Origin of the sequence: Acaryochloris marina S15 (genome assembly GCF_018336915.1) — a bacterium.
Taxonomy (GTDB): Bacteria; Cyanobacteriota; Cyanobacteriia; order Thermosynechococcales; family Thermosynechococcaceae; genus Acaryochloris; species Acaryochloris marina_A.
Genome location: NZ_CP064923.1, coordinates 1,254,277 through 1,271,809, shown reverse-complemented (window position 1 = coordinate 1,271,809; position 17,533 = coordinate 1,254,277). Strand labels below are relative to the sequence as shown.

The window sequence follows — 17,533 nt, the reverse complement described above, 5'->3', positions numbered from 1 at the left end:
CACTAAACCTGTCATTCTTCTGAACGACAGGTTTAGTGCTATCTCCGACATCACACCTATTAAATGACATCACACCTATTAAATCCCTACCTAGTTTGTATCCCCAAGAGGTAATAATGAAATCTCGCGGCACGCTCCAATCAACTCCCCGCCTTCCCCATCCATCTTCAGGAATGGCTATTGCCTGGGCTTCCTTAACCTCTTTCCTGGCCATCGCAGGGCTAATCAGTACTTACCAAAATGCCCATGCGCAGACCGTTAGAGCGACTACTGCTCCGGTGCAAGTCACGGTTAATAGTCCTTTAGATGGCGAAATTAAGGCCGATGAGGTGGTTACCTTAAGAGAAGCGATCGCAATTACCAACGGCGTGCTTAACAAAGGCGACCTGAGTGAAGCAGAACGGGCTCAAATCACTCCTAGCACAGATCATAGCCGGATTGATTTTGACTTACCTAGGGACAACACCACGATTCGCCTGCAGGCCCTGCTGCCCACCGTCACTAACCCCGGTCTATTAATTGATGGCACTAGCCAAGCTGGCTATACCCTCGCCGAGGGGGATGCCAGTGCCCCTGCCCCTGTAGTTGCCCTGACCCCAGCCGAGGATACAGAAGTCTTTCGGGGATTAACCCTCGCAGCGGATAAGGTCCATGTCAGAGCCTTGAGTCTCTATGGATTTACCTCCATCCATCAAACCACTGCCACAACCCCCCCTGCAGATATTTTTATTGCCCATCGGCTTCTGCCTTCCAAACGTCTTAAAGAAGATAACCCCCAAGTCACCTATCCCTACGATGACGAGCGGGATCTTCCCCCCCAAGGAATTCTCATTGAGGATAGCTATTTAGGAATTACGCCCCAAGGCACAGCCCCTACCGGTTCTCGATCCGCCTTTGGGGTCTCCATCTACAACGCCATTGGCACGCGCATTCTCAACAACCAGATTGCCCATCACGACGGTAGCGCCGTGATTACCAGCGTCCGCGCCGAACAAACTGAGATTGCCAACAACATCATTGAACAGAATGGCTTGGCCGGCATGCCCGATGCCATCCGCCTAGAAGGCGATATTGATGGCACCAAAATCCATACCAACCAGATTCAACAGAATGCGGGCAGCGCTGTTTACCTTTTCAAGCCCGAAGGGTCGGTCATGATTGAGAAAAATCTGATCGCCGACAATGGCCAACGATTCCGTCGGGCCGCCATCCTGCTGATGGGTGACAATCACCATGTCGTCAACAACACCATCCAAGACCAACCGGGTCCGGGTGTTGTAATCACCTCCTATCCCACGAGCCAGCGCAACTTTATCCTCGACAATCGATTTGCCAATCTTGACGGCCTCAGCATCGATTTGATTGCTCGCGAAAACCGTTTTCTCGACCGCTTCTCTCGCATCTCCATCAACCGCGTGGACTTAGCGTCTCGATCCAATACTAGAGTGCAAGACTACCAAGTAGGGGATGGTCCAAATCCCTTACGCAATTCAGACCAACGTAAGCGCGATACCGCCAACCGAGGCCTTAATACGCCTCAGTTTCTCAGCTCCGAATTTTATTTAATGGAGGGGGCGGTCAACCTAGATGGGGAAGCCGATCCAGGGACAGAAATTGTGCTGTACAAGGTCATGGAAGAGGGTAAGCAAGGTCCTCTCAATGAGCCAGTGACCATGGTCAAATCCGATGAAGAGGGGCGGTTTGCCATCACTCTCACGGATGCCAATGCAGGTGATCGATTCAGTGCGATCGCAATTCACCCTGACTATGGAACGTCTGAACCGGCCCGCAATGCGGTCGTAATAGACCTTAAGTAGCCAAACATAAAACCTAAATTGCTTAATTCCCCTTAACTGAATTATTCACGACGATTTCGAGAAGTTCTCGAAAGCCATTTGTGTGGAGCCCTACACTAGCCTATTTCAGGCTGCTGTTAGGACTTTCCTCATGAATGCTTATATCAACTGTGAATAATTCTGGTTAAGGCTCGATTTGGGTGGTAGAACGTCTCCATTTTCCTCTGTTAGAATTATGAACCACCTTTATGCAATTGCGAGAAAACTAAATTCTCATCAAAATTTTTCAACATCAAACAAGAATCGAACGTACCTTCGGGTCCCATCTTGGATCACCAAAGTAGCCCTGGCAGGGACAACCCTGGGAATGTTGTGGGTACCCTCTAAAGCTCTGGCAGAAGGTTCCTATCAGCTTGAACTTCGCGATGAAACCAACTCTGTCCCTACTCAATTTCAAGGCTTGCTAGAGTATGATTCGACCTATAGTGGTGCTTCTTCTTCAGGCATCACCCAGAAGGATAGACCATTGTATGTTGACGTTCAGGCTGGGGAAGTCATTAACGTCTCTGCCTGTGGACGGGGTAATGCTGATTCAGTTGAAGTAGAAATTTATTACCATCCTCCCGGAACCTTTAATGAGTTCACGACCCTTCCCCCTCTAGGCACTAAAGTCGCAGATACTGGCTCTGTTGGTAACAATATTTCTTGCACTAGTGATATGAATGGTGTCATTACCAACCCGCTAGTTCGGTATGACTCTGATAGTGCCGCAGGTGGACAAGGGGCTGGTACGTATGAGATCCGCTTGTTCAACACCTCTCAAAATGGGAATAATGGTACGCTGAACCGTTTTGATATCACCCTCACCCCAGACACTGCAACAGATCCAGATCCTAGACTCAATCAGGGGCGTCTCTGGACTTATGTGTGGGGGTTTCGAGGTAATTCATTTAACTCAGCCTCTGCTGCAGACACGAACTATTACGTTCCAGTTCCCGGCGGCTTCCCCAATACCAACTTTGTCTGGCAATTGGACCTGAATAATTTTGCAGGTTTTGCCTACGAGATTATTGCCAATGAGCTGGGGGTGGATTCCCCCAATGCTGCGGGTAACAATGTTGCGGGTTTGAGTGTTCCTATCAGTGGGAACTCTGCTACTCCTCAATATAAGGTCTATCTCAGCTATCCAACCCTCAATATTGGTCCACCCCCCGCCCAATCCCCAGTTATTTCCAATCTACGATTCGAAGACAGTGCTGGGGTTGATTTTACGTTCTCGCCAACGGCAACTCCAGGTGTACAAGATACGGGCTTCTTCAAATTTACCAGTAACGTTGATGGCACCTATGGCATCATCATTGACACAGATGATGGCAATGGCAATGGCCCAGATGGCGTCTATGGTCCCGGGGATGTACTCCTGCTAGGCACAACTCAAGCCAATGCGGAGACATCGGTTGAGTGGGATGGTAAAGATGCTAACGGCAATACCCTACCAGTCGGAAATTACAGCGCTCAGGTGCAAGCCAGACTGGGTGAATATCACTTTGTCGCAACGGATGCTGAAACCAGCGGAGGTGGCGCACAAAATGGCCTCACGATTTTTCGAGCATCTTCGAATACGAACACCAGTAATACCCTGGTCTATTGGGATGATATTACGGGTCTAGGGAATCCTGCTGGTGCGACCACGACGTTACCCAACGGTGCACTCTCCAATACCCCTGCGGGTAAGCACACCTGGGGTAATTTCAGCTCAGGTGGATTTGGGAACCTCCGGCATATCGATACTTATGTTTTCGGCAACAGCAGTAGTAGTACCACGCCATTAGTTATCGAAACGACCGATACACCTGTCACCAATAACCCCAATGTGTTGTTGGTTAAGCGCATTACCCGGGTCAATGGCCTCACCACCAATGGCAGTACCAATCTCAATGTCTATGTTGATGATCCCAACTACCCGTACGATGACAATACCCTCGATAGTCCTGAACCGACGCCTCTAGATACAGAATATTGGCCAACTCCCAGCACCTATCTACTCGGTGCGACCAATGGGGGTGAAACACGACCGGGAGATGAGATTGAGTACACCATTTATTTCTTATCCACAGGTGATAAAGCCGCAGTAGATGTTCAGTTATGCGATAAAGTCCCCAGCTTTCAGACTTTTATCCCAGACGCTTATAACTCGGTAACCCCAGCTCCCAGCGGTGGTGTAGGGGCTAATCGAGGCATTGCAGTGGAGTATAACGGCACCCCCTTGTCTTATACCAATGATGCCGATGGTGATACAGCGCAGTATTATCCACCTGGTTCAACCCTCCCTGCTGCTTGTGATAATGCCCCTGCCCAAGCAGAAGACAATGGTGCCGTGGTGATCAATTTAGGAAATCTACCTGAATCGACTGCTCCAGGAACCCCTACCACTTCCTATGGCGCATTAAAATTCCGGGCCAAGGTAAAGTAGGTCACTAGGACTCCATACCTAATCGACGCCGCATCAAATGCCTAGCTCTTTACCAGGAATTGATGACAGCGCTTACTCTCCACCTACGCACCCATCTCGATATCAATGAGGTGGGCATCGTGGAACAAGTTTATAACCGCCCAAGGAGTGAGAGTGGGATAGACATTAAGTATGGGCTTGGGTCGTTGCCGTGGACGCAAATATGAATTGCAAACCAAGACGACCCAACGTCTTCTGTTTATGGTGATCGTTCAGCTCGTAATAACGAACGCTTGCTAAAGAGCATTAACAGGTCTCCAGCAAATTTTGATCAATATGGCCATGGGCTCCAAGGCGAGGTATTTGAGTCGCTCATGCCACTAGTAATATTCCGGGACGCAGCACATCAAAGTGAATGCGTCTTTTTATTTACTAATGGCAAAAATATCTCTTGGCAGGCCAACTATAGCCATAGATGGTCGACTTTCTCTGTAAATGGTCAACTATAGCTACAGAAAAAGTCTACTGAATAGCCCTTTACTTCTTCTGAGTGAATGAGGTGAAGCCTCCTATCTACCTGATTGGAGGGAGGAAGAACCTGCGATATTGCTAGGCAAAAAGCTCTTGCTGCCTGAATAGATGGCAAGCCTTTCTACCTTAAGACATCCATAGATGACTTTTTTGGGAAATTTATCTGATTTCAAGCTTTATCAGCATATTTTTCTTATTCGCAAGTAAAAAACGTATACCTATCCATTATTTCAGGGGTTTTATCTTTTTGGGATACACCCTTTTCCATTTTGTTCAACATCCAGTGACTCATGATGTTTCCTAGATTTTCCAAGCCAAACTTCTTCGCCTCTTCTAAATGCCAGCAGACATTAGCAGGTCTGATTTTATTCGGAGCTGTGGGAAGTGTTGGCTACAGCAGCCCTTCACAGGCTGCTATGGAGATTTATCCACAAGCTAAGCATGATCTAGTCTCTGCCTACTCAAAATCTCCAACTCATTTAGGGCAAACCTCTACCCGTCTCCTTGCCACTCCCATGACGGATGTGATTATTGTTGATGCAGGTGTAACCAACCCAGATGCGTTGCTCAAAAATTTGCCTAGCCAGGCTGCTGTGCACTTTATTAATTCAAACGCAGATGGACTAGATCAAATTAGCGATATTCTCAGCAACTATCGCAATCTTAAAGCAGTGCACTTGATCTCTCATGGATCTGCTGCTCAGTTACATCTGGGAAACTCACGGGTCAATTCAACCACTCTCCACCAAAAGGCGGGACAAATTCAGCAGTGGCAAACGGCACTATCGCCAACGGCAGATATCTTTCTCTATGGATGCAATGTTGCCTCGACAACGGAAGGGAAAGCATTTGTTTCTAACCTTAGCGCCCTAAGCAACGCTGATGTGGCTGCCTCCAATAATCCAACGGGTGATGCAACCCAGGGTGGAGATTGGACCTTAGAGTATCAGCTGGGTGAACTAGAACCCCAGATGGTTTCTCAGCAACTAGCGCAGTCGAATTACGCTCAGCTCTTACAAGTTACCGTTCTAAATTTCAATGACTCAACACCAACATTAGAGCCCGCCACAACGAACGTTTACCGCTTCCAGAATGTCGCTACCGTAGGTGGGCAAGGGATTGATGCGTTAGTCACGGTTAGCAATATCAATAATGCCACCCTCACCACCTTGGATGATAACAATACGTTCCCCGATCGATTTCAGCCGGTCATTCGCCACGATGGCGGAGCGAATACCATCTCTTCGATTCAGTTTGATTTTCAGTTAGTTCAAGCAGGAACAAATACTCCTTTAGCAGCAACCAACGTTTTTTTCAGTGCTCAGGATGTTGATGGAAACGGAGCTGCGAACGCGGTTAGAGAGTTTGTGGAAGTGGTCGGTGCCGACACCGTATTTATCGATGATCCAACCTTGTTGGAACTCGTGCCGCCGACCGGAGGCGGGATTCGTCATCGAATTCAGAATTCTTCGAATGTGCAAAACGGGATTGGCACAGACGATCGCTACGAGGTTTATAGTTACCTGGGAGACACGGTCAGCACCTTCACCATAATTGCTGGGAATGATGTGGGGGCTGCCAACTGTTCTGGTGCAAGCTGCCCTCGCCAAAACTCTTGGACTTTTGATATTTCTGATATTCAAGTTATCGATTTTAGCGATGCCCCGTCCGATTACGGTGTTCCCTCCCATGCGGGTACTACAGCTACTACGCTTCAGCTGGGTGCTGCAAGAGATGGCGATAATGGTCCCATTCCTACAGCCAATGCTTTAGGAGACGATAACAATGGCTCTCCTGATGATGAGGATGGTGTGATCTTAGCGGCCCTCAACGCCAGCGATACCTCCTACACCATTCAGGCAGCAAATATCTCCGCAACCAATGATACTGGGGGGCCGGCTACCCTACATGCCTGGGTGGACTTTGATGGAAATGGCACTTTTGAGGCTGATGAATATGCCAGTCAAACGGTACAAAGCGGCAACAGTTCTCCAGATGGGGCATTAACCTGGTCTGGGGCCGGCGTGAGTGGGCTGACAGGTGGCACGACCACCTATGCTCGTTTTCGCCTCACCACAGATGTCAACGTCAATGCCAACACACCGGGGGGATTTGCTAGGAATGGTGAGGTAGAAGATTACACACTTGCGATCGCAACTCCAGAAAATCCAGATATAGATAATAACTTCTGTCAGGTGAGCAGTGACATGATGTTTATCTTGGATAAATCTGGTTCAGTGGATCTCAGTGAGCGACGAGCACAACGTGATGCGGTCATGGCAATGCTCAATTACTTGGTCGATAACAATATTACTTCTCGGGTTGGTATTGTCCGGTTTGATACTTCCAGTGCCACAGTGATTAATTACACCGACGTAACGGCTGCTAATTTACCCACCTTCGAAAGTGCTCTAAATACTAACTATGTCAATATTGGCGGGGGCTTCACCAATTGGGAAGCTGGATTCCAGCAGGCTATTTCTCTGGGGGTATCACCTGGCAGTCCTGATGCCGTTTTCTTCTTCGCAGATGGCAATATCAATACAGGAGGCAGCCCGAACGATGAAGCATTGCAATTCAAGCAGGCAGGTGCTCATGTTTATGGAATTGGCATCCAAAATTTAGATATCAATGATTTCTTGGGTATAACCGATGGTAGTAATACCACGCAATTTAATGCTGCGCTGGATAATGCTAATTCTGCAGATTATGTAGAAGTCAATACCTATGATGACTTAGCGGACGATATGACCAGCTTGTTACGCTCACTTTGCCCACCTGCAACCAACAACCCCAATGTGTTATTGGTCAAGCGGATCACCCGTGTAAATGGTCTCACAGCGAATGGGGGCACTAACCTCAATGTTTACGTTGATGACCCCAGCTATGAGTACGACGACAATACCCTCAATAGCCCTGCGCCAACTCCCTTGGATACAGAATACTGGCCCACTCCAAGCACCTTTTTACTGGGGGCCACCAATGGGGGTCAAACCCGTCCAGGGGACGAGATAGAGTACACCATCTATTTCCTATCAACGGGTACTTCAACGGCCATGGATGTCCAATTCTGCGATAAAGTTCCCAGTTTCCAAACCTTTGTGCCTGATGCGTTTAACGCCGTAACCCCTGCCCCTAGTGGAGGCATCGGAGCTAATCGGGGCATTACAGTCGAATACAACGGCAGTCTTCTCTCATTTACCAACGATGCAGATGGAGATACCGCTCAGTATTACCCACCGGGTTCCTCTTTGCCTGCAGTTTGTGATAATGCCCCCGCTCAAACAGAAGACAACGGTGCCATTGTCGTTAACTTAGGTGACTTACCCCAGACAACGGGCGTAGGTACCCCGGCAACTTCTTACGGTGCCGTTCGGTTTCGGGCCAACGTAAAGTAGGTGTCTGCCACTTCACACCTATTAATTGAGGTGCAAAGGCTCAATTAATAGGTGTGAAAGTCTAGCGGATTTAGAACTCATACCTCATCGTTACTGGAGAAATTACCAGCTCAAGTCGCGATTTTCAGGGACTCCTATTCGCCACCGATGCTAATAGGAGTACCCCACATTTTGACATCTGTTAGATTAATATTGGCAATAACTGCTCCCCGCGCTTCGACATTGTAGAGTCGGGCTCGGGTCATGTTCACGGACTCCAAACGGGTGAGATTCAGGCTGGCATTGGTGAGAAAGGCATCCGTCAAATCGGCTTGCTTCAGACTCGCCCCAGTTAAATCTGCGCCTTCTAAATTGGCTTCTTGCAGTTGAGCACCCGTCAAATCAGCATTCCGCAAGTCAGCTCCAATCAGATGAGCTTGCCGCAGATCTACACCTGAAAGATCACACCCTTCGCAGGAGTTAGTCGTTAAAAGCTGCTGGACCTGAACAGGATCTGCCGCTTGGACAGGACGAGCCCAGAGCAAAGGGGTGAGGAATGCAAAAACCACTAAGAGTTTGCGTTTCATAGCTTATCCTCCTTTAGCATTGCCCTTCCTTGGCAACTGCACTCATAAAAAGCTGGGAAGAGGCTTGCTAGATGGCGATACGGAAGTCTGCCGTATCTTTACCCCTTGATCGTCCCATAAGGTTGGGGGAGAGGGTCTGAAATGTTGATAGTTTTAACAGAGTCATAATACTCCGCAACATTTGCGCCTCAAGGCCAATATCAGCCGATTATTCGCTACTAATTGAAAAATAGGCCCAAAGCCCCGCTCGCTGCTTCTGGGTCACAGGCTGAGGTTGTAGTGCTGTCCAGCATCTTGTCTGGTAGTTGTAAAGATCTGGGCAACTAACTCTGCCCGTGATGACACCTCTAGCTTGCGAAACATCCGCTTTAACGCCTGCTTGACAGAATTTTCTGTAATCCACAGTTCTTTGCCAATGGCTGCATTGGTTAAACCCGATGCCACCAATTCAGCAATCTCTAATTCACGGGGGGTTAAGCATTCTCGTTTTTGGGCATTTTCCTGAGGTTTGACTGCAGCGACCCAAGTCGACAGGTGTAAGCAAATGGCACTCAAATCCGCTAAGTCTTGGGTATCAAAAGCGGGTTTGGCTTGTTCACGGGTCAAGCCCACTGCTCCTACAAGCCGTCCTTGGCTTACTAATGGCCCTGCCATCACATGCCAATGATCTAGACGAGGGCAAATCATCCGCCAGACCTTGGGGGATGTGACCAGAGATTCATGAACGGGCGCATGGCGCTCAGTAATATATCGGACAACAGGGTTGTGTTCTATGGAGAGGGCACGGTCCATCACTTGTTGCAACTGAGGCTCTAGCACGGCAAGCTGATCGAAGAAAAATAGCCCTTGCCGTGTACTGGAAAAGTACTGCCCCAACGAGGGAATAACCTGCTGTCGCAACGCTTGTTCAGTTGGGGCTTGATGAATGGCGGTGAACAACTCTTGAATCATGATCATCACAATGCCTCAAAGAGTACCCGATCGAGGACTGGGTCTAGGTGACCTACTTCCCTAATCTTAGCGGTAGTCCTTTTGACGAGAGTATCGCCCATGTCTGAGTATGCCAATCCCGAAGTCTTAGTTGATCCACAATGGCTGAAGGAGCATCTCAACGACTCTAATCTTCGCATTCTTGAGGTGGAGATGAGTCCTGAGACTTACAGCAATGCCCATATTCCCGGTGCAGTTTTTTGGCAGATTGGCATAGAACTGATGATGCCAGATTTGTCCCTTAATTTAGATCCTGGTGCCTTCAGTACCTTGCTGGGAAAGTCTGGGATTGACGCAACTACAACCGTTGTCGCTTACGGCAGCTACCCCGGTACGGGGGCATTTATGTTTTGGCTATTTCAGCTCTTTGGCCATCAAAATATAGTGGTGCTCAATGGGGGATATCAGCAATGGATCGCCCAAAGGGGGCCTGTAGTTTCGGAGTTATCAACTTTCCCCGCAACTCTGTATCCGGTGCAAGGACCTGATGCTAATTTACGAGTCTTGTCTGCGGAAGTACTCGCTGCGCTGGAGAGACCTAATCAAGTCTTGCTAGATGTAAGAACACAGGCTGAATATGCGGGTGAACTGTATCTGATGGAACCAACCCAAGGAGATGAAGTTGGGGGACATATCCCTGGAGCTGTGCATCTAGACCATGCCGAGACGCTGAATGAGGATGGAACGTTCAAGTCGGCGGATGAGTTACACGCTCTCTTCCAACAGCAAGGGATTACAACGAATAAGAGAATATTTCCCTACTGTGCCATTGGTGGACGCTCTGCCTACGTTTGGTTTGTTTTGAAATATTTGTTGGGCTACCCCCAAGTGCGTAACTATGATGGCTCTTGGCAGGAATGGAGTCGGTTGCCCGATGTTCCTATTGATCGAGGGTGAGAGGACTCGAAGTTTAGAAGGGCTGGCTTTGCTCAACTCTGCTCTATTGGGTCTTTAGCCAAACAGTTAGAAGAGTGACAGATATCCCAATAATGGGGAATCGAGTTGAGCTGCTATTGTTGATGGTCTTGTTTTTAGTCATCTTTCCCAAACCAAGGAGGAAAGGTGTATCCAATTGTTTCAAACATCGGGCAAAGCAGTACCCCGCATTTTCATCGACAGGGTTAACCATATATCTCGATGACCTTCATTCAAACGGTTGTGGGGCTCGATCGGGGAGTGCTGATCGAGGTCAATGCCTGGGCACACAAAGCCAACTGGGTCAATGCTACTATTAACACGCCTTCTGTTCTTGAAACTATGCCTATCCCTGCTTACCAAGATCCTGTAGCCCAACTCCTCACCCAAGGATATCCTGCAGATTTAAACAGCTCTGAAGATATTGACTATCTTCAAGCCCTTGGATTTACAGAAGCTCATATCCCTGAACTCAGTCGGCTCGCTGCTGAAGAAAACTTGAACTGGGATGATGAGGGAGAGTGTTACTCCCCCATGCATGCTTGTCGTGCATTAGGTCAACTCAAAACAGAGAATGCGATTCAAGCACTGTTGGCTCTCTTTGATAGTGAGTATGACTTTTTAAGGGAAGAGTTGCCCGCCATCTTGGCAAAAATAGGTCCAACCTGTATTCCAACACTCTCAGATTATCTAGCTGAAGGGAAACGCCCTTGGCTGGGTATATCTACAGCCGCTTCAGGACTCACCAAAATTGCTCAACGATATCCTGATTATCGGCAAGACTGCATTGATGAATTAACAGCAGCCCTGGCTCGACACAAGGAACAGGCAGCAGAGACTAATGGAAGTTTAGTCTGCGAATTACTCAACTTAAAAGCGACTGGAGCCGCCAGTGTGCTCGAACGGGCTTACAAAGAAGGCCCAATGGACGAAATGTTTTGTGGCAGCTGGGCAAGAGTGCAGATTTCGTTAGGATTGGCAACAGAAGCCGACTTTTCTCCAGAAGAACTTCAGCATCAGGAACCCGAATGGATGGAGCATATCCGCCAATTGGCAAATATGCCCACTGAGTCGCAACCTGAACAGGGCAAATTACACGCCTTTGGCAAGGGTGCCTTATCACAGAGCCAGAAGAAGTCAGGGAAGAAAACCACGGGGTTTGGGGTTGTGAAACCAAAGAATAAAAAACGAAAAAACAAGTGATGGGTCGGTCTATCCAGGGAACAGATGCGTCTTTGACTGAGCGGTTTCGTCTATAGGAGTGAAGCCATCAAAATTTGAACTAGAGGCCAAACGATGTCTCGTTTACAACTCGCCCTAAATGTCCAAGACCTGGAAGCTGCTACCCATTTTTACAGCAAACTGTTTGCCACTGAGCCTGCCAAGCGTCGGCCTGGGTATACCAACTTTGCGATCGCAAACCCGTCTCTCAAACTGGTGTTATTCGAAAACCCCACAGCCACCCACAAGTTAAACCACTTGGGTATTGAAATGGAGTCATCTGAGCAGGTTGCCCAGGAAAGGGAACGTCTTAGCAAAGCTAGCCTATCAGTTCGATCAGAAGATCAGACCACCTGTTGCTATGCGGTTCAAGACAAAGCTTGGGTCACGGATACAGATGGAGACGCCTGGGAAATCTACGCTGTTCTAGAAGACTCAGAATCGTTAGCTTGTGGCTGTGCCTGATCGGGTGGTGCTTCAAATGGATATCGAACAGCTTTGGCAAGACTATCAACAGCAATTACGGCACTTTCTCCAGACTAGAGTCCACAATCCTGCTGATGTGGATGACCTCCTTCAAGACATTTGGATTAAGTCTTACCAACGTCTGGGAACTGTACAGCAGCCCAGCAAGATTCAAGTATGGCTGTTTCAAATTGCCCGCAATTCTTTGATTGACTATTATCGAAGACCTCACCCAGACAGAGCTGAGGTCGATATCACTCATCTGCCTCAGCTCGATAACAAGGTGGAAGATTATGAGCAAATTCGGCAGGAACTAGCTCGCTGTATTCGACCATTTATCGCCCAATTGCCTGATAAATATCGCGAGGCTGTCGATTGGGTTGATTTACAAGGAAAATCCCAGAAAGTCTTGGCTGAAGAATTAAGGCTTTCTCACTCTGCCGTTAAATCGCGCGTACAGCGGGGAAGGCGACTGCTAGGCTCTCTTTTCCATGCCTGCTGTCAATATCAGCTAGATGCGCGGGGTAATCTAATTGCTATGGAAGCTACTGCCAAACATTGTCAGATTTGTGATTCCTACTGACCTTTGCATGGCAATTCATAAGACCCATTAAAATAGAAACACCATCCATCTCCACAGTCATACCTCATGTACATTGAACTCAAACCCGCGCAAAAGCAGTTTGTTCAAAAGCAGCTTGAAAAGGGGCGATTCAATACCGTCGATGAACTCTTCGATATGGCCTTAATGTTGTTAGAGCAAGACCAACGACTGGAAGAACTTCGTCACCAGATAGATGTTGGTACAGAACAAATCCAACAAGGCAAAGTTGTGGATGGGGAAGCTGTGTTTGATCATCTACAGGCCAAGATTAGCAATATGTCTCCACCAGAGGCATGAGCAGCTATTCTTTCTCTGAAGCAGCTATCCAAGACCTAGACAATATTTGCGATTATATTGCTAAGCGAAATCCTGATGCTGCGAGTAAGCTGTTCGATACCTTCCGTCAAAAGTGTCGTCAGGCGGCTGAATTTCCTAACATGGGTAAGTCCTACGAACTTTTATCCCAGGGATTACGTGGGTTGAGTGTGGATGACTATATTATTTTTTACTACCCCAGACCAGATGGCATTGATGTCGTACGCGTTGTCAGTGGCTATCGTGACCTTGAAGCACTATTTTAGGCAACACTATACTAATGAGTGGTCATAAAGTTCAAAAGATTAGCGGTATCCACTAGCTTCTGAAAAATTGAGCAATCGTTACACTTAGAAATTGAACCAACCAAAGAACATTTGACCTAAATCTGGATTGCCCCCTGACGCAAAACCTCCCAATCTTGCCCATCCCATTTGATGACGGTCGACGGCAAAGATTCTGACGATTGAGGTTCAGGCCATAGGTGAACTAGAGGAGTGAATACTTCGGGGAAGTATTGATTAATATCCTGAACGGTGGTTAAAGCGGGTTGCCCGGAGCGATTGATGCTGGTGGTAGCTAAGGGGCCAGTTTGCTGCAAAATCATTTGAGCCACCTTGGAATTGGGTACTCGAATGCCAATACTGTCGGGGTTGAGGGGATTCATGGCTGGAGGGACGCGATCGCAAGTCGGTAACACCAACGTCAACGCTCCCGGCCAATAGTCAGCAGCCATCTGTTGCCACTGCTGCAATTCTTCCTCACTGCCACCTACATAAGGCCAAAGTGCTTCTGGAGAAGCCCCCATCAAAATCAGGGGTTTATCCGGCTGTCTTTGCTTGGCTGCAAAGATTTGCGAAGCCTGGTCAGGACGGACAGCCAAGGCCGGAACCGTATCCGTAGGGAAACTGATCAGCCGACCGGAACGAGCGGCAGCAATGAAGGCAGCAATAGGAAGTTGAGTCATGCCAAACGCGGATTAGAATAGGATTTGGGGGAAGTTTAGTTGTCTATTGGTGTCTAGTCAGACGGCTAGAATATCTTCTCACCCCCCACCTCAGAAATAAATGAATTCTAGTTCTGATGTCTTAGTGATTGGCGGTGGCGCGATGGGTTTAGCCACTGCCATTGCCCTCACGCAACAAGGGGCTAAAGTCACGATCCTCAGCCGCAATTTCCAGGAAGCTGCTCTCCATGCGGCGGCGGGAATGCTGGCTCCCCAAGCAGAGGGATTGGAACCGGGTCCCATGCTGGATTTGTGTATACGCAGTCGTGACCTCTATCCAGACTGGACCCGCCAACTGACGGAACTCACCGGACTAGAGGCGGGATACTGGCCCTGTGGGATTTTAGCTCCTACCTTTGCGGATTCGCCACCTCGATATACGGGTGATGTGGAATGGTGCGATCGCACCACGATACACCAGCATCAGCCCGACCTCAGCCCAGACATCGTGGGCGGTTGGTGGTTTCCCCAAGATGCCCAAGTCAATAACCAGCAACTGGCCCAGGTATTACTACAATCGGCTCGCCAGCTTGGGGTCACCTTAGAAGAAGGGGTTGGCGTTACAGGGTTTGAGACCAAAGACCAGCAAATCCAGCAGGTTCAAACCACAGCCGGATCCTGGCAAGCTCAAACCTATGTCTTGGCAACCGGATCTTGGTCTCAGGAGCTATTGCCCATCCCCGTTACCCCCCGCAAAGGCCAGCTATTTGCAGTACAGACTCCCAAGCAAACCTTAAACAAAGTTTTGTTTGGGCCAGGGACTTATATTGTTCCCCGTCAAAATGGCCGCATTGTCGTCGGTGCCACCAGTGAAGATGTCGGTTTTGCCGCTTACAATACCCCCGGTGGAATCCAGTCACTCCTAGAGAAGACGATTCGTCTCTATCCCCCCTTAGCCGACCATCCCCTAGAAGCTTGTTGGTGGGGCTTTCGACCCGCAACCCCAGATGAATCGCCCATATTGGGCCATAGTCCTTACGACAATCTGATTTTGGCGACGGGACATTACCGGAATGGCATTTTGCTGACGCCCGTGACTGCCCGCCTAATTACGGACCTAATTATGACGGGACAAGCAGATCCTTGCCTGACGAATTTTAGTTGGCAGCGGTTTACATCCTCTTCTCCATCTACAGAACGTCTGGCCTTAGCCCATTAGAACCACCAGAGGCCCAAGACTACAGCAACACCGGTCAAGGTGAGGTTATCGATATCTCGAAAAGGTAAAGCCTCAACGAGGGTGGCGATTAGGGCAATCGCCGCCACAATACCGACTGTGCCAGCCAATGGGGGCTGGAAATAGTTCAAGCGATTAAACAAACTCAAAAAACTAAAGGCAAACAGAAAGCTCCCTGCAAACATGGCGGCAGACCCAGCCCAGCTTTTCTCGGGACTAAAGGGCAGCTTGTGAACCCCCAACCGTCGGCCCACAATATCCGCCAAGCCGTCTCCACCACACATCATCATTAAGGCCAGCATCCCTACGGGGGAGGTGCGCCAAAACCCAATGGTGCAAGCGACAAATACCAGACCATAAAACAGGGGGCCTTTGAGAATTTCTTTGGGATTGCCTGTTCGAGTCATGGCTTGGACGGCATCAGGATCTTGAATCCAGCCCACGCCAATGGCAATAAATTGGAGGGTAATGGCTAAGGGGACTAGGGCAGCAAAGTAGCGAGCGGTCGGCTGGGGACTAAAAAAGGGCCAGCACAATACAAACAATGGACCTGTGCCCATATGAATGATCTTGCGGCTGAGTTTTTGCTCCAATACTCCATTGGCGGCGAGGGCATCCATGATCCGCAACCAGCTCAGAGCTAGCAGCAAGGTAATCACCATAACGACACTATCCTGAAGCAGTGGATTGGCCGTGAGTTGTTCCCAAAGCATTCGATGTCATCTATGGACTTCTGTATCCGTAGCTTACTCGGATTATGGGAGAGATAAAAACTAAATCAATCCAATTGATTCTCACAGGTTATTCAGGTTTCGAGTAGTCATTTTGGCGAGCCAATCCTTTTTAGCAAGATACTCCCAGTAAGTTTTTGGCTTTAGCACTGAACAGATTTCCAGTCGCACTCTAATACCGCCACAACCAGTTGGAGAACTGATCAAGAAAAGAAAAGCTAAAGCAGAAGTATTTCACTCCGAAAGAAAATAGAATTAAATTAGGAATTAATATCAATAAGGTGAAGCTAAGATGCTCGTTGTGCTTCTATGAAATCGCAGCATTCGACTCTGGCTCAAGCCAAACTGATTGAAGGTTTGCAACCCAAGTTAGCGACAGTATCTCTAATGCCAACAACCAACCAAGCTGAGATTATCCAACTTCCCAGCCCAGCTTGTAGTGGTTCGATTCAGAAATGGCGACTGCGCCCAGGGTTGGAGTTAGTGATTCACGAAATAGGGATACGAGAAAAGATCGTCATTGAACGGGATACCTCCAACAAAGAGACACAGCTAGGATTGAGTTTTTGTCTGGCAGGTCAAATTCGAGGCATGGGGCTCAATGCCGAACAGGCACTTCAATTTGAAGCTGGGCAGGTCAGTTTGGGAGTAATCAATGGGGGTAAGCGGCGAGTTGAATATGCCGAGAAACAACGTATTTCATTGGTACATTGCCATGTTCAACCAGAAACGATCGGCTTATCGAACCAGGATTCCATTGATCAACTACCCCAGCCACTGCAGGAGGCAATCTCTGGACGCGATCGCCCATCTTATTTCCAGTCTGCCTCTATGACTCCCCTGATGACTGCTACCGTGCGCCAATTGCTGCAATGCCCCTACCAAGGATTATCACAGCGGCTTTACATTGAGAGTAAAACCTTGGAATTGATAGGTCTTTACTTTGACCAACTGTTGTCTAACGATCGCTCACAACACCAAGGGGCCGGGCTCAGTGGCGATGAAGTCGATCGTATTCACTATGCGCGGGATATCATACTGAGCCAAATCGACAACCCACCCACATTGCTAGAGCTAGCTCATCGTGTTGGCCTCAATGATCGCAAACTCAAGCAGGGATTTAGGCAAGTTTTTGGCACGACGGTATTCAGCTATTTGCACAAGCATCGCATGGAGCAAGCCCAACAATTATTGCTCATGCCAGGTGCCACCATTGCTGGTGTTGCCCAAGCGGTTGGCTACCGCAGTCCCGAAGCCTTCAGCGTCTCTTTTCGCCGCACCTTTGCCATTAGTCCCAAGGCTTATCAAATGGGAAGTGGTTGAAGATCCATTCTTGCACGCCAACATACCACCTAAAAAGTCCGCC

Annotated in this window: 15 protein-coding genes; 11 read left to right on the top strand and 4 right to left on the bottom strand. The window is 48.6% G+C overall.

The window, feature by feature from the left end; all coding sequences use genetic code 11:
- The first annotated feature begins 116 nt into the window (after positions 1 to 116).
- From I1H34_RS06580 to I1H34_RS06570, 3 genes are all read left to right on the top strand, one after another.
- Positions 117 to 1,817, top strand: a complete 1,701-nt coding sequence (locus I1H34_RS06580) for a right-handed parallel beta-helix repeat-containing protein (protein WP_212664893.1) — start codon at positions 117 to 119, stop codon at positions 1,815 to 1,817.
- A gap of 346 nt (positions 1,818 to 2,163) precedes the next feature.
- Positions 2,164 to 4,269, top strand: coding sequence for a flagellar hook assembly protein FlgD (locus I1H34_RS32040; protein WP_249369868.1), 2,106 nt, complete (start codon positions 2,164 to 2,166; stop codon positions 4,267 to 4,269).
- Positions 4,270 to 5,069: 800 nt separating this feature from the next.
- Positions 5,070 to 8,177, top strand: a complete 3,108-nt coding sequence (locus I1H34_RS06570; RefSeq protein WP_249369866.1) for a DUF4347 domain-containing protein — start codon at positions 5,070 to 5,072, stop codon at positions 8,175 to 8,177.
- A gap of 134 nt (positions 8,178 to 8,311) precedes the next feature.
- Here I1H34_RS06570 and I1H34_RS06565 read toward each other — a convergent pair whose 3' ends face one another.
- Both I1H34_RS06565 and I1H34_RS06560 read right to left on the bottom strand, forming a co-directional pair.
- On the bottom strand, positions 8,312 to 8,743 hold the full coding sequence (locus I1H34_RS06565) for a pentapeptide repeat-containing protein (protein ID WP_212664892.1): 432 nt from the start codon (positions 8,741 to 8,743) through the stop codon (positions 8,312 to 8,314).
- 261 nt (positions 8,744 to 9,004) lie between these two features.
- On the bottom strand, positions 9,005 to 9,700 hold the full coding sequence (locus I1H34_RS06560) for a helix-turn-helix transcriptional regulator (RefSeq protein WP_212664891.1): 696 nt from the start codon (positions 9,698 to 9,700) through the stop codon (positions 9,005 to 9,007).
- Positions 9,701 to 9,793: 93 nt separating this feature from the next.
- Between I1H34_RS06560 and I1H34_RS06555 the strand changes: the two genes are divergently transcribed.
- The 6 genes from I1H34_RS06555 (at position 9,794) to I1H34_RS06530 (ending at position 13,519) form a co-directional block, all read left to right on the top strand.
- Positions 9,794 to 10,630, top strand: a complete 837-nt coding sequence (locus I1H34_RS06555) for a sulfurtransferase (protein WP_212664890.1) — start codon at positions 9,794 to 9,796, stop codon at positions 10,628 to 10,630.
- Between the two features lie 240 nt (positions 10,631 to 10,870).
- On the top strand, positions 10,871 to 11,851 hold the full coding sequence (locus tag I1H34_RS06550; RefSeq protein ID WP_249369864.1) for a HEAT repeat domain-containing protein: 981 nt from the start codon (positions 10,871 to 10,873) through the stop codon (positions 11,849 to 11,851).
- Positions 11,852 to 11,944: 93 nt separating this feature from the next.
- Positions 11,945 to 12,334 carry an ArsI/CadI family heavy metal resistance metalloenzyme gene (locus tag I1H34_RS06545; protein WP_212664889.1) on the top strand — a complete coding sequence of 130 codons (390 nt, stop codon included), beginning with the start codon at positions 11,945 to 11,947 and terminating at the stop codon, positions 12,332 to 12,334.
- A complete protein-coding gene (gene sigZ, locus I1H34_RS06540) occupies positions 12,321 to 12,917 on the top strand; it encodes an RNA polymerase sigma factor SigZ (RefSeq protein WP_212664888.1) in 597 nt (198 codons plus the stop codon). The genes I1H34_RS06545 and sigZ overlap by 14 nt, the downstream gene beginning before the upstream one ends.
- Before the next feature lie 66 nt (positions 12,918 to 12,983).
- Positions 12,984 to 13,235: a ribbon-helix-helix domain-containing protein gene (locus I1H34_RS06535; RefSeq protein ID WP_212664887.1), complete on the top strand. Its 252-nt coding sequence runs from the start codon at positions 12,984 to 12,986 to the stop codon at positions 13,233 to 13,235.
- Positions 13,232 to 13,519, top strand: a complete 288-nt coding sequence (locus tag I1H34_RS06530) for a type II toxin-antitoxin system RelE/ParE family toxin (protein ID WP_212664886.1) — start codon at positions 13,232 to 13,234, stop codon at positions 13,517 to 13,519. Before I1H34_RS06535 ends, I1H34_RS06530 begins: the two co-directional genes overlap by 4 nt.
- A 116-nt stretch (positions 13,520 to 13,635) precedes the next feature.
- On the opposite strand, the gene I1H34_RS06525 is transcribed toward I1H34_RS06530, so the two are convergent.
- The gene (locus I1H34_RS06525; RefSeq protein WP_212664885.1) at positions 13,636 to 14,220 is read right to left on the bottom strand and encodes an L-threonylcarbamoyladenylate synthase; all 585 of its coding nucleotides are present in this window, start codon (positions 14,218 to 14,220) and stop codon (positions 13,636 to 13,638) included.
- Between the two features lie 100 nt (positions 14,221 to 14,320).
- Here I1H34_RS06525 and thiO point away from each other — a divergent pair, with 100 nt between their 5' ends.
- On the top strand, positions 14,321 to 15,418 hold the full coding sequence (thiO, locus tag I1H34_RS06520) for a glycine oxidase ThiO (protein ID WP_212664884.1): 1,098 nt from the start codon (positions 14,321 to 14,323) through the stop codon (positions 15,416 to 15,418).
- Here the strand turns inward: thiO and I1H34_RS06515 are convergent.
- Positions 15,415 to 16,149, bottom strand: a complete 735-nt coding sequence (locus I1H34_RS06515; RefSeq protein WP_212664883.1) for a diacylglycerol/polyprenol kinase family protein — start codon at positions 16,147 to 16,149, stop codon at positions 15,415 to 15,417. The two genes, thiO and I1H34_RS06515, sit on opposite strands and share 4 nt — an antisense overlap.
- Positions 16,150 to 16,476: 327 nt before the next feature.
- Here I1H34_RS06515 and I1H34_RS06510 point away from each other — a divergent pair, with 327 nt between their 5' ends.
- On the top strand, positions 16,477 to 17,490 hold the full coding sequence (locus I1H34_RS06510) for a helix-turn-helix transcriptional regulator (RefSeq protein WP_212664882.1): 1,014 nt from the start codon (positions 16,477 to 16,479) through the stop codon (positions 17,488 to 17,490).
- The last annotated feature ends 43 nt before the right edge of the window (positions 17,491 to 17,533 follow it).